The sequence below is a fragment of the Chryseobacterium sp. NG-CE01 genome (assembly GCF_055695505.1).
In genome coordinates this window covers 3,772,657-3,785,251 of record NZ_CM146369.1, presented here as the reverse complement: position 1 = coordinate 3,785,251, position 12,595 = coordinate 3,772,657, and the positions used below count along the sequence as shown (strand labels likewise).

The 12,595-nt window shown below is 41.8% G+C and carries 11 protein-coding genes; 7 read left to right on the top strand and 4 right to left on the bottom strand.

Features of this window, described 5'->3' with window-relative positions; translation table 11 throughout:
- The first annotated feature begins 31 nt into the window (after nt 1-31).
- The gene (locus ACYT6F_RS17350; RefSeq protein WP_472598877.1) at nt 32-2,497 is read left to right on the top strand and encodes an alpha/beta hydrolase family protein; all 2,466 of its coding nucleotides are present in this window, start codon (nt 32-34) and stop codon (nt 2,495-2,497) included.
- Nucleotides 2,498-3,207: 710 nt separating this feature from the next.
- On the opposite strand, the gene ACYT6F_RS17345 is transcribed toward ACYT6F_RS17350, so the two are convergent.
- Genes ACYT6F_RS17345 through ACYT6F_RS17330 form a run of 4 tightly spaced genes read right to left on the bottom strand, consistent with a single transcriptional unit; the run spans nt 3,208 to nt 5,447 of the window.
- Nucleotides 3,208-3,453, bottom strand: a complete 246-nt coding sequence (locus tag ACYT6F_RS17345; protein WP_169230145.1) for a hypothetical protein — start codon at nt 3,451-3,453, stop codon at nt 3,208-3,210.
- A gap of 54 nt (nt 3,454-3,507) precedes the next feature.
- A complete protein-coding gene (locus tag ACYT6F_RS17340) occupies nt 3,508-5,025 on the bottom strand; it encodes a MauE/DoxX family redox-associated membrane protein (RefSeq protein ID WP_472598876.1) in 1,518 nt (505 codons plus the stop codon).
- A 15-nt stretch (nt 5,026-5,040) separates the two neighbouring features.
- Nucleotides 5,041-5,235, bottom strand: coding sequence for a hypothetical protein (locus ACYT6F_RS17335; RefSeq protein WP_472598875.1), 195 nt, complete (start codon nt 5,233-5,235; stop codon nt 5,041-5,043).
- Between the two features lie 5 nt (nt 5,236-5,240).
- Entirely contained in the window at nt 5,241-5,447 is a 207-nt protein-coding gene (locus ACYT6F_RS17330) for a hypothetical protein (RefSeq protein ID WP_472598874.1), read from the bottom strand.
- A gap of 313 nt (nt 5,448-5,760) precedes the next feature.
- Here ACYT6F_RS17330 and ACYT6F_RS17325 point away from each other — a divergent pair, with 313 nt between their 5' ends.
- The 6 genes from ACYT6F_RS17325 to ACYT6F_RS17300 all read left to right on the top strand — a co-directional run bounded on the left by ACYT6F_RS17325 (nt 5,761) and on the right by ACYT6F_RS17300 (nt 12,039).
- On the top strand, nt 5,761-7,470 hold the full coding sequence (locus tag ACYT6F_RS17325; RefSeq protein ID WP_472598873.1) for a helix-turn-helix domain-containing protein: 1,710 nt from the start codon (nt 5,761-5,763) through the stop codon (nt 7,468-7,470).
- Between the two features lie 49 nt (nt 7,471-7,519).
- The gene (locus ACYT6F_RS17320; protein WP_472598872.1) at nt 7,520-8,365 is read left to right on the top strand and encodes an RteC domain-containing protein; all 846 of its coding nucleotides are present in this window, start codon (nt 7,520-7,522) and stop codon (nt 8,363-8,365) included.
- Between the two features lie 250 nt (nt 8,366-8,615).
- Nucleotides 8,616-8,873 (top strand): DUF3853 family protein, encoded by a 258-nt coding sequence (locus ACYT6F_RS17315; RefSeq protein WP_472598871.1) that lies wholly within the window; start codon nt 8,616-8,618, stop codon nt 8,871-8,873.
- Nucleotides 8,874-8,875: 2 nt separating this feature from the next.
- Nucleotides 8,876-9,574 carry a hypothetical protein gene (locus tag ACYT6F_RS17310; protein WP_472598870.1) on the top strand — a complete coding sequence of 233 codons (699 nt, stop codon included), beginning with the start codon at nt 8,876-8,878 and terminating at the stop codon, nt 9,572-9,574.
- A gap of 46 nt (nt 9,575-9,620) precedes the next feature.
- Nucleotides 9,621-10,715 carry a hypothetical protein gene (locus ACYT6F_RS17305; protein ID WP_472598869.1) on the top strand — a complete coding sequence of 365 codons (1,095 nt, stop codon included), beginning with the start codon at nt 9,621-9,623 and terminating at the stop codon, nt 10,713-10,715.
- A 439-nt stretch (nt 10,716-11,154) separates the two neighbouring features.
- Nucleotides 11,155-12,039: a toprim domain-containing protein gene (locus tag ACYT6F_RS17300; protein WP_472598868.1), complete on the top strand. Its 885-nt coding sequence runs from the start codon at nt 11,155-11,157 to the stop codon at nt 12,037-12,039.
- Nucleotides 12,040-12,595 lie beyond the last annotated feature (556 nt).

Sequence of the window (12,595 nt, the reverse complement as noted above, 5' to 3'; positions counted from 1 at the left end):
GACTATGGAGCTTGTTAGGAAAATACTCATCATGATCCTTGTCTACCTGATGACGATTGCTATAGTGAAAGCCCAACGTAAAATATCCGGCTTGGAGGAGCTGGTTGAGCGTGAGGAAGAGGTCCGGCTTCTGAGCATGTCGGATAACGGAAGGTGGATGGCCTGGCAGTCGACGTACGAAAGCAGGCCGCCGGAACTGAAAATAGCTTCGGTCCGTAATGCTGCATTACAACGGACTGAAGCCGGAGCAGGTCAATGGCAGTTTATCAGGAAAAACGAGATCATGTACAGGGTTGGTCATACGGCAAAGCTCGTGGACCTGGCAAAAAATAAAGAGATCAGCTTCTCAGAAGTTAAAAACGTGAACTATTCAAGACCATTGGATGTAGTGTATATCCACCATGCCGATATCCTGACAGGCAGGCTGGATTGCTATAATAAACAATGGAAAAAAGTTTTTTCTGTTTCTCAGGTAAGCAGGGTGATTGACAGTGGAGGTGGACTATTGATCATCAGACGCAGTGCCAGCGGTAATGAAGTCCTGAATTATGATGGTGAAAAGGCATCCACCATATATACCACGGCATCAGAGATCTATTCTGCCGGTCCCTCCGGTGTAAAAACCGGGGGATGGCTGGTCCGGGAAAAAGGTGATCAGGGCATTAAACTGTGGTGGGTAAGTCCTGGTCGGTTACCCGTCGCCTTATCGGTTGACAACGATACACAATTTGACGCCATTCAGCAGGGGCCTTCAGCCGTAAGTGATGCGGTTCTTCTTACGGTTGAAAAAAATAGGGTAAAGGAGAATTCAATCGTTGATATATGGTATGGAAAGGATTATGATCTTGAGACCCATTTCAGAGAGGATAAGATCACTAAAAGGGTTCTCTGGTATCCAGAAAAAGATAGGCTGATTGAGACGGACCATAAAGATTACCGGTCTGTCGGAGCTGTCGGGCAATCAGGTTTATTTTTACGCGTTGTTGTTGATCCTGAGCATGTTGACAAGAATGACAACGCTGCTGTTGAAGCTGTTGAGCATTATGCTCTGTATGATCCTGTGACCGGACAGAACAGATCTTTTGCCCATACTTCAGGGGCTTTTATCACAGATTCGCAGGGTAAGTTCATGCTATACCTTGAAGGTAACCAATGGATAGCCTACGATACTGTTCACGGGACCAGGCAGAAGGGGTTGTCTGTGCAAAAAGATGCGGTTCCCTACTTTATTTCAGCTGATGAAGTACTTTGGGTGGCCGGTAATCAAATGTGGCGGCAGCATCTTGTAACATTGAAGAAGAAATTCATTGCCTCGTTTACCGCTGACCATCTTGAAATTTTGAACGCCTCGAGGGATAAGTCATTGATGGAGTACAAAATTATCAGTCAATCCGTCGACTTCAGTCGTAAGATGGTTATCAAGATGAGTGATGAGCAACAGAACCGCTCGTCAATCGTGAGCTGGCATCACGGGGTCGTCAGTGTTATTGCTGAAGAAACGGAGGATCGGATTTCAGAATTTATCTTTGACAAAACATTGACAAGCTATTGCTGGATGGCTGAGAATTTTAATCGGCCTCCTGAAATTCGTATGACAGGGAAGGATCATATTAGCAGGACAATATATACCGCTGTGCCAAAGACATCCGCTGGCCAGATAACGATGAAGCGGCTTACGTACAAAGGCGCAGCCGGTGAAGATCTTTCTGCTGCGGTCTATTTCCCACCTGGTTTTTCCAAGGATAAGACGTATCCCGTGGTTGTCTCCATTTATGAAATGCAGAACAAAAATGCCAACAGGTACTTACGGGCGACCTTTAAGAATTCCAGGGGTTTCAATGAAAGACTTTTCCTGGAGTCGGGGTATATGGTGATGCTTCCCGATATCAATAATACAGGTTCGGAAGGTCCGGGTATCGTTGCACTCCAGAACGTAAATGCTGCGCTTGACGGGCTGGCAAACATCAGACAGGCGGATATGAAAAGAGTCGGACTGGTTGGACAGTCGTATGGCGGATATGAGGTGAATTTTATTGCTACCCATTCCGACAGGTTTGCGGCCTATATATCCGGTGCTTCGATTGCGGACATCATTAATACATCTTTCTCGTTTAATTACAATTTCTTCTCTGCGGATTATTACCGCTATGAGGACGGGCAGTTCAAGTTGGGAATGTTTATTGAAAATAAAGAAAAATACTACAGCAATAATCCTTTGTATTATGCAGATCAGGTCAATAGTCCGATGCTTTTGTGGACGGGTACTAACGATAAAAATGTGAGTCCGGAGCAGACCCGATCCTTCTACAATGCATTGCGTAAATACAGGAAGCCGGTTATCGCGCTGTTCTACAAGGATGAGCAGCATTCGTTGATAGGAAAAGAGCAACGGAAAGACCTTACCATCAGGATGTTGGAATGGTTTGATTATTTCCTGTGCGGTAAAAAGAATGTGGAATGGATCGATAAGGAATTTCTGCATATACCGTTACAATGATAAAGCATACTGCAACCGCATGCTGTACCTTGCCGCGTGATCTGTACCGGAAAGAAATGTTTAAGGCTATCGCAGCATTGGTGTTTTGGAAAGCTTTGTGAAAAGTTTACGGAAACAAAACAATAATGCCTGGATATTCCAGGCATTATTGTTTTGCGATCATTCCCGTAATTGTTTTAATAAGGTCCTGATCTTGTTGACGTTGCTGAAAAGGAAAGCGGTGAGAGACACCATTTCCATAACTAATCCAGTTAATATCATGAGCTCTGCATTAGCGTTGCCGTCAATCTTTATCAATGAACCGTTCGCTATAGCAGTTAATCCTAAAAGAAAGATTACAATAAACACTTGATTTTTTTTACGCATAACGCTATTTTTTTAGTGTAAGATCGCGCACAATGTAAAGATAGCGTGGCCGCAACAGGTATAAAGTGCGCTTGTAAACGTAAGCATAATTTTCATAAAAATCAATTTCTTTATGAATAATGTATATTTTTTCGCGGTTTTTAGTGAAAATGCTCATTTTTTTATAACGGGAGCGATCACCGGCAACGTCCTGTTTAGCAGCATTTCCCTATGGTTAGCTTGGACGTTAATTAAAAATTGAGGCAGTCTCAAAGTATTATCTGCTCTTAGAATCTGTTACCAGGTCGGTCATAGACTGTACTCAGCATGAAGACTTTATAGACTGCCTCAGGGTTAATCAGGGTTTAAGGAATTTTATACAGCACGTTTACACATCCCTGTTGAAACAGGTTTTGTTCATTGGACGAGCTGTCTACATACGTACATACATCCCCTGATACGATGGTGCTGCACTCATGTTCTGTAATCATACACTGTTCTCCCACTGGGGCAAGAGGGTCAAAACGATAGCCTTGTGTTATAGCACTATCTTCCTTCTCTGACGCTGTTCCGGCGTACGCACTTCCGATGCCGAATGCAAAGATTGCCAAGGGCAGTGCGATTTTTCTTAAATTTTTCATGTTAATGAAATTTGATATTGGTGCCTACTCTGTGTTCAGGTTTTCGGCTTCCCCTGATTTGAACTGCGTAACGATGTTTTGCGCAAAACGATATCTGATCAGTTCATTTTCGATCATCACATAAAGACGGTTGTCCTTAATATAAAATTGTGTTTTCTTCGATGATTGCGGATTCGGTAGCAAGAAACTTCCCAGATATTGTTGGGAATTCGTCGAATAAATATCAATAATTATGGACTGCTTATGATTGATATTATTCTCGAATTTACCGGACCGGTTGGACTCGATAAACAATAATCCACGGTATGCGAATGTGAATTTATTGACCGTAATCGGATTCTTTTTCATTTTCTTCTGACCGTTCTTCAGTTGTATAACATCGATATCCTGATGGCTTAGATCGTCAATCGTATGAAATACCTTTTTTCGCTGTAAATAATGGTCGAGAACGATGAATTTATTCATGTAGCTGTACGTGTATATAACATTATTATTATAAGGATCGACCGTTAATTTACCATCGGTATCAAAAATCCCGTCATTAGTCTTTTCAAGAAGTCCTGGATAGATCTTGACTCTCTCCTGTGTCGGTCCGGATGATAATAAGGCCAGTGCCTGTATCTTCTCCCGGGTGGAATAGGTCAGCACGACGAAAAAACCATTATCCAATGCCTGAAGCTGACTAAAATGCGAATCTTTGTAACTAATCGTTGTCATATTGGGCTTTCCGATATCCCCTTGATAGAGAACAGGTATCGTACCGTCCCATAAATAATATTTCTGATTCCTGACCAGGAATTTCGAACTGTTAAAGCTGAAATCTGCCTGGTCCGGAATAATTTGCAATGTCTTCAGCCCCCTGAAATTAACATCGATTGAACTCAGCACAAAGGGGGTCGTATGGTTGCCAAGGTATAGTATGTCATTATCGGATCCGGCAAAATAATATGAATTTACCTTTAGGTCGAATCGGTCTTCTTCATCAACGGCATGCGGTACAAACTTTCGGACAAAATTATTTTCTTTCTGCACAAAGTATTCAGATCGGTGATAGAGATAAAGCATGCTGCCTGTACCCAGCAGTGTTAATCCGGTCATGAGAAGTAACGGGCTCAAGACACTCCTTTTCATGATGCTGGCTTGAATGAAGAGCGCAGCTGCTGAAAGGGCAACCGTCAGAAGGTTGAATACAAGGTGGGTTCTCCAGCTCATCTTTTCCAATATTCCTCCACAGGAGCAGGGTACGAAATCACTGTAGTTCAGAATGATGTAGATATACAAAGAGAAAAGGACCATTAATGTAAAAGATATGTACAGTCCGGCTCTCCGGGTGGTTTCAAATATTAATATCATGCTAACTACAAATTCTGCCGCAAGAATTCCGTAGCTGATGATTGTTGCATAAGAGCTCAGAAGAGGGGACTGACCGATCTGAAACTGAAAATTTTCGAAATCCATCATCTTGCTGATACTGGCATAACAGAACAGCAGTATGAAAAAATAACTGGCGTATTCTACGAATTTTGATTTGAAGGTTTTCATTGTTCTTATGTTACTTTATTTTATCCTTTTCTGACCAATATCCACTTGACATTCTTTCCGCAGTAATCGGGCATCAGCGCTCCCTTTGAGACATAGACTGTTGTGCTGAGGCGTCCTTCTGTTTCCCATTCCCCGCTGATGGTACACTTTTTTCCCGTAATGAGCGTCGTTTTCTTTTCTTCCATACCAGCCAACTTTTTCATCGTGCATTCAGCTTACGATATCGAATCGTGAGGAGCCTTCCAATGTTGTTTGTCATCTTGCGGTTCATCATCGTCGCCGGTTTCTTTAGACTCAGAACCAGCCTGCTCTTCCCGAGCAGATGCCGGTTCGGCCTGGTGTTGATTTCTCCTGAATTCGACGTTGTGCCTGTTTTCCTGAGGCATTTCATTGTTATCGGTTTCTCTGTCGCACGATAGCATAAGTACTACCGGTGCCAGCATTAAAACTGAGATATACTTTTTCATAATGGTTTGTAATTTTTACGGTGTTAAAAAAGTTATCCCGGCCGGGTTCGTGTAGAATTCTGACATCGAAATTACCAGTGTGCAGGCGGTAAAAAAAGGAAATACGGTAACGATATGGCCGTTTTTACGGAATGATTGGTCCATCGTTCCCAATGTTCTTACGTTTATGTTTCTGATAGTCAACAGTTAATAAAATGCATTATTGACGAACTTTGAAAAGGGTTTTTAATGATCAATTTTTGAGTAAATTTGAATATATCTCATCGTTATGCACTATCATAAAAGGATTTTATTATTGATCTTGAATCTGGTTTGGTGTTTTATTGATGGTCATCAAATCCCGGAACGGTCGTATAAGGAAATTGCAGCATTGTTTAATGCCTATCAGGAAAATGACGAAAGGGCAATAGTCTTTGTCAATCTGTACTTAAAAAAAGCAAGGAGCGAACGTAATCTGAAAAAAATGATCAGAGGTTATGAAGAGGCCCTGTACTATAGCGAAAAACCCGAGAGAAAATTATTGTACGCCGACAGCGCCATCATTGCTTCGCTACGATCCGGTGACCGTGATCAGATTGCCAGGTCTTACCTGGGGAAAGGAATCGTGTATTACTATAACCGCAGACAGTACAAACCTGCCCTCAATCAATACCTGATCGCGTTTAAATATTCGAAAAATTCACAGGATCTTTACCTTAAAAACAAGATCATCTATCATCTGGGCATGGTCAAAAGTTATCTGGGATATTACAGGGAAGCGGCGGACCACTTTGTTGATGCCGGTGGCTATTTTGCAAGAAAGGCAAACGATGATGAGAACCCAACGCTGAAGATCAATAACGAGAGAGGTTATTTTAACAGTATCTACCGGCTTAGTACCTGCTATAAACATTTGCATATTTACCGCAAAGAGGATTCGCTGATCAATATAGGATTGGAGAGGCTGCAAAAAAGGAGTGAATTCCTGCCTGAGTTGGGATTGTTCAGAAAAGGAAAGGGTATTCAGCTGCTTCGTCAGGGCAAGCCCCTGGAAGCACTGGAACAATTAACGTCGGCGAGGGATATTCTCAGCCGTGTGGATGACCACGCTTCTTTAACGACTGTTTATTTTTATATGGGAAAATCATACCTCCGGACGGGAGATCGAATCAATGCACTTCATTATTTTAGAAAAGTAGATTCATTGGTTAACAAATTTCGGTTTATAACGCCTGAGATCAGGTCCAATTACGAATACCTGATCAACGACGCGAAAAGCCGTCAAGATAAGGACCGGCAGCTGTATTATACGGGACAGCTCCTGAGGGCAGATTCGATTATCAATGCTGATTTTGCAATGCTTTCTGCGAAGCTGTACCGTGAATATGATACGGAGACCTTAGTCGAGGAGAAGAAGAAGCTTCAGCAAAAGCATCATCAGGATCTGGCGTTGATCTATATCTCAGTCGGCGCAGGAATGCTCTTGTGGTCTTATATGATCGTGAGGTCGCGGAAGAGGGAAAAATTGCTCACGCTGAAGTATCAGGAGTTGCTCCGCAAACTGAAGGAGTCGGAAAGCCTGCAGCCCGTGCATGAGGTCCCGGTCCGTACAGACGGAAAAAGTCTCTACGGCCCTGAAATTATCGAAGACATCCGGAGCAAACTGAAAGCATTCGAGGATCAGAAGCTGTTTCTCACGCAAAACCTTACCATATCGGCAGTTGCTAAAATGATGGGAAGCAACCGGACACATCTTTCCTATGTTCTCAACGTCCATATGGGCACTACGTTTCCCACTTATCTTAAACAATTACGGATCCGGTACATCACAAAGCTTCTTTTGGAGGACAGCAAATACCTGAACTACAGTATTGATGCTTTAGCAGTGGAGTGCGGAATGACCAACCGGCAGAAATTTTCCTCTCATTTCCTTGAAATCAACGGAATGCGGCCCATCGATTTTATCAGAAAAAGACAGCAGGAGCTTCGGCACAGTTGATTTTATCTTTTTTTAACCCGATTTTTACGTGAACATTAAAGGCAAACGTATGAACGGACAGTATTTTAGAAAAAAGATTGACCAGCTGTGGCTGGAGCTCAACAACGCTTTGGATCAGATCAACAGGAGTGATAACGGCATTATAAGCCAGGCAGAAGAAATATTGATGGAAACGGATTCAGCGATAAGGCAACTGAAGGAGTTGCTTCGCCGGTATGAATTCAACAACTGGAGTGAAGAGATCAGGTTCTTTAAGACCACCAAGCCGAAATTTATTGCAATCTATATCTATTATTCCAAGGTATTGTCAATAGAAGCTTCCAAACCCTATGCGGATCCGGAAGTTCTCAAGGCCTACTATGAAAACGAGCGCGAGAGCCTGCTGCACTTTTATAGGGAGAATAAGGAATTTATCAACTACTACCGCCGGAAATCAACCTATCTTGACAAAAAGTACTTTGTGCGATTCAAATTTGATTTCAAGCTGAAGCTCAGTCCTGAACTGTACAGTTATGACGAGGAATTTTCAACATCCCATGACCATTTGGTCTCGCAGATTCTTGCCAATGATATGCTGGAGCAATTTCTCAGCGGCAAAATACATTCCGGCGATAACCGTGGAAGCGCTTTGGAAAGCGCCAAACAGGTCGAATGGACAGCTCCCAAAGTGGCATTGACCGAGCTGCTGTATGCGCTTCATCTCACCAAGTGCTTCAATGGCGGGCAGTCCGACCTTGCTGAAATTTTCCGATGGGCAGAAAGTTCGATGAACGTCAATTTAGGCAATTTTCACAAGACCCTTGCGGAGCTTCGGTTGCGGAAAACGGACCGGAGTAAATTTCTTTCATTGCTGCAGCAGAATTTTAATCAGTATCTCAATGACCTTGATGAGTAAGTAATGTTTTTTTCTTCATATGTCGATTTTTTTGTCCTGAATGCTGTTTTCAGGATCCATTTTTTATGTTTTTAATTGAAATAGGTATTAAATCATTGGATTCCGGAGTTATGGTCCCTGATCAATGTGTATTCATGCTTTTTCTGAATAAATCTTTCGGTAGTACCGAAGAACTACCGAAAACTGTATTCTTTGTTTTTCAAACTTTGTGCTGTTAATTTTTTATAACCGGACATTTAATTTCAAAAGTATGGAAAAGAAAATCATTGACCCTAAAACCCCGATTTGGCAGCTTACTGTCGCGGAATTTTTAGAGGTGTCCAAAAGCCTGAGCCTAGAGAAGAAATATGAATACGGGCTGAAAGGCCTTGCCAAGATCCTGGGATGCTCGGTCTCAAAAGCATCCGAAGTGAAATCTTCGGGAATCCTTGATCAGGCGATCATCCAAAACGGCAATATTATCATTATCGACAAGGAGAAGGCCCTGCAGCTCTTCGGAAAGAAATAAAGATGTACTACGTTGAGCTCATCGACAGGTTTTGGTTATTCAGCGAAAAAACGAAACCTGGCACGGCTGCCATTTCATTGTATCTGTACTTGCTGCAGCTCGCCAAAGAAAGAAATGCGTACCAGCTTGTGATCTCCGATGTCAATCTGGGAAAGAGCCTTGGAATGAGCAGGGCAACTGTTAGGACGACCAGGGAAAAGCTCAGAACATTCGGACTGATCGATTACCGGAGCATGCAGGGCGTTGCCGGAATGTACAGGCTGATTGTTAATTATCCTATCGAGGAAACCAATCATGGTGAGATAAAGAATGATGTCGAAGATCCCATTGTTTTGATTAACGCGGACCACATCCTTTTTCGGAATAAAGAGCAACATAATTCTGAGACTGATGAGACCATTAGTGGCCAGAATGCGGCGTCTGAATCCTGCGCGCCATTCAGGGAAAAAAGGATGATTCCGGATCTACAGGAATTTCTACAGTATGCCAGGACCCTGGATGCCTACCGCTCGGAACTCGATGACCGTATCACCGCTAAGTATTCAGGCTGGCTGGTGAATGACTGGAAAAGCGAATCGGGAAGGATAATAACCAATTGGCGTACATCGCTCAAAAATGTGTTACCGTTTTTGAAATCCGGAGGTCAGGATTCCCAGGTATCGATTGACAAAATTCCTGAGGTGAGGCATCCGAAAGAATAACCCTGAACGGTAAGTATTGTCAAAAATGATTAAAAAACAGAAGTATATGATATTTCCTCAAAAAGACCGAAGGCTTGTCAGAAAGGAGTATATGGCAAGGATAGGGAAGGAGCCGGAAAGAATAAGGCTGGGTCATGGTTTTGTCGATGATTTTATATTCGACGGTCAGGAAGCTGCTGATATACCCATCAATGCTTTGCGGGTCATATTTAATATCATTGCTACCCTCAGCAGCGAGCAGTTCAGGCCGGAAGACCGTCCTCAGCAACTGTCGTTGTTTGACGAAGAATTTGAGACCGATAATAATGTTTTTGCCGTTATGAAAATCAAAAACAATAAAATCTCACCCAGCGGTTCCATCAGGCAGGTAATCGAGGCCTATGAATTTCTGGCCAGGTTCAGGATGGGATGGTATATATTGTTGAATTCAAAAGGAAAGGAGATCAGAACTTTTGGAGGACTTATTTCTTCACCAAGCTATGAAGACCGTGGTTGTACCCGTTTCCTCATCAGCAGTTACTGGCTTAAAAAACTATTGGTTATTCCTGAGTATAACTACGTTCTGTATAACCTGGTCTATAATATCAGGAACAATAAGCATATCATCTTCGCGATATGGTTGGCAAAAATACCACAGACCGGAACAATCCTGAAGCTTTCCACACTGAACAGAAAATTTGGGCTCAATTATAAGACGGCCAATGACCTTTGCTTCAAATTTTTGAAACCCGTAAGATCGAATCTCGACCGGTATAATAGCTTGTCGTTCCATTTCAAGTATAAAGGGGATATGATCTCCATCATACCGTATCGCACGGAAGCGCTCCCGGAAGAAAAGATGAACGTACAAACAACGCAGATCGATATTACCAGAAGATTACGGTACTTCAGAAAAAGATATGGTCTACGGGAGGATGAAATGCTGCAGTTTTCCTACCAGTATAAAAACATACTACAGACACGCGAACTCATTGAGAGGGCGTTCAGGGAATTTATCAGAACGTATAGGTTGAATGGAACAAGCTCTACGGTAGTTCAAGGCAGAGCTTTTCTGATGGCGATGCAGGAGAACATCATTAAACTCTACCGGGAAAGCAAAATCGGAAAGCTGCTGCCGAATGGATATCCGGTTATTCTCTGATTTCGGAATGGCACTCATCTGTGCTTCGGAATAGCGCTCATTGCTATTTCTGAGTTGCGCTCTCTGAAGTTAACAACTTGTTAAAAGCATCAGATTTCCAGACTTTATGTCGGATTTGCACCCATTTTAATGCGTCCAAAAATTGGCTTTGAGGGTAAAAGGATGTCGGAATTGTGGATAAGATGCTTGTTTGAAGAGTGGCTGATAATTTAAAACGGATTCGCACTCATTTCAAATACGGTTGTTTTTCGGAATTACACTGATGCCGATTTCGGAATGATACTGATCTATGACTCGGAATTGAACTCATTCATAAAATCGTTAAAGCAGCCTACTGCATGGTACTGTATCAAATGGCTAAAATAGATTGAAAAGATTGAAAAAGTTATTTTTTATTAAAAGAAACAGGCAAAAGAAATTTGCTTTAAAAAAAGAAAAAATGAATTGCGAAAAAATTAAAAAAAATGTCAGCATCCGTTGTGTGCTTGAATTTTTCAGCCTGTTTCCTGTCAAAGAAAACCGAAGAACCGCTTTTTACTTTGCGCTGGACAGGGAAGAAAAGGTTCCCAGTCTTTGTGTGGATTTTGTCAGGAACACGGCTTTTGATTTTGGAACAGGGAAGAGTTACGATGTGATCTCTATTGTACAGCACATAAAAAAGTGTTCTGTTTCGGAAGCATTGAAATACCTGTCATCGTATAATTTTACGGTTAATGCAGAAAGCCGCGTTGAGGAAACACAATCGGAAACTTTGTACAGAATTTTAAAAATCGACCAGATCAGGCATCCTGCATTGATTGAATACCTGGAATCAAGAAAAGTTTCTGAGCGTAAGAACCTGGTCCGGGAGGTGCACTATGAATTGCATGGCAGGAAATACTTCGGAATCGGTTTTAAAAATAACTCCGGTGGTTTTGAAATTCGAAACAGATATTCGAAAGTCTGTTTAGGGACTAAGGATGTAACGTGGATCGTCAATTCAAATAAGATGAACAAGGACATCTCTGTTTTTGAGGGCTTCTTTGACTATCTCAGCTTTCGCAATGTTGAAAGTCTGCTTAATTTGACCTGCGACTGTTTAGTTTTAAATTCTACTGCAATGCTTTTTAAAGCGGAAAAGGTATTAAAAGAATACCAGAAAATCTTACTCTTTCTGGACAATGATGACAATGGAAAGTTTTGCTCATCAAAAATTAAAAAAGCATACGAAGATGTAGAGGATTATTCGATACTATACCATGATTTTAAAGATATGAATGAATGGTTTGCCAAAGATATAGCAGATCAGACCTGCTTGGTTCGTACTTCCTCAGCTATGCGGTAATTTCAAATGAACACAAGAGATACGCGATGCTCATGCTACGGCGTGGGCGTGTTTATTTGTATTAGGGTATACGTGCCTCTTGACAGTAAACATAGCTTCACGGTTTTTTTATTTGCCCTTAATAATACGAACTAGGGTCCTGCCTACATTATTTTCTATTTAAATATAGTCTACGAAAAATGTATTAACAGCAGTGCTTGCTCTTAAGTTTGGCAATGTGCCGCCAAAGCAATGCTAAAAGGGATAATGTCATGGTTCTGGTAAGTGAACGGTATTACGCGTAATTCATTGAATCATAACGATGGCGATTCTTTGATAAAGACAGATGAAAGGGAGCAGATTGCAGAAATAAGTACTTTAGATTGTCCCAAAAATGGGATACAGTTTGACTGATGACGGTATGACAGAATAACGGAGAGACTGGTGATATAGCCTTTTCCAAAACAAAGACAGTAAGATTTATGAGTATAGATTAAATATTTTAAATTTGCATCTATTCTCAACTTTAATTGAGTTTAATGATTATTAGTTTATCCTCAGGACATCCTGGGGATTT

Excerpts from the sequence above, each read along its gene's own strand:
- ACYT6F_RS17350 (WP_472598877.1), top strand. The coding sequence starts at position 32 with ATGATCCTTGTCTACCTGATGACGATTGCTATAGTGAAAGCCCAACGT.
- ACYT6F_RS17340 (WP_472598876.1), bottom strand. The coding sequence starts at position 5,025 with ATGAAAACCTTCAAATCAAAATTCGTAGAATACGCCAGTTATTTTTTC.
- ACYT6F_RS17335 (WP_472598875.1), bottom strand. The coding sequence starts at position 5,235 with ATGCACGATGAAAAAGTTGGCTGGTATGGAAGAAAAGAAAACGACGCT.
- ACYT6F_RS17330 (WP_472598874.1), bottom strand. The coding sequence starts at position 5,447 with ATGCTATCGTGCGACAGAGAAACCGATAACAATGAAATGCCTCAGGAA.
- ACYT6F_RS17325 (WP_472598873.1), top strand. The coding sequence starts at position 5,761 with ATGCACTATCATAAAAGGATTTTATTATTGATCTTGAATCTGGTTTGG.
- ACYT6F_RS17320 (WP_472598872.1), top strand. The coding sequence starts at position 7,520 with ATGAACGGACAGTATTTTAGAAAAAAGATTGACCAGCTGTGGCTGGAG.
- ACYT6F_RS17315 (WP_472598871.1), top strand. The coding sequence starts at position 8,616 with ATGGAAAAGAAAATCATTGACCCTAAAACCCCGATTTGGCAGCTTACT.
- ACYT6F_RS17310 (WP_472598870.1), top strand. The coding sequence starts at position 8,876 with ATGTACTACGTTGAGCTCATCGACAGGTTTTGGTTATTCAGCGAAAAA.
- ACYT6F_RS17305 (WP_472598869.1), top strand. The coding sequence starts at position 9,621 with ATGATATTTCCTCAAAAAGACCGAAGGCTTGTCAGAAAGGAGTATATG.
- ACYT6F_RS17300 (WP_472598868.1), top strand. The coding sequence starts at position 11,155 with ATGAATTGCGAAAAAATTAAAAAAAATGTCAGCATCCGTTGTGTGCTT.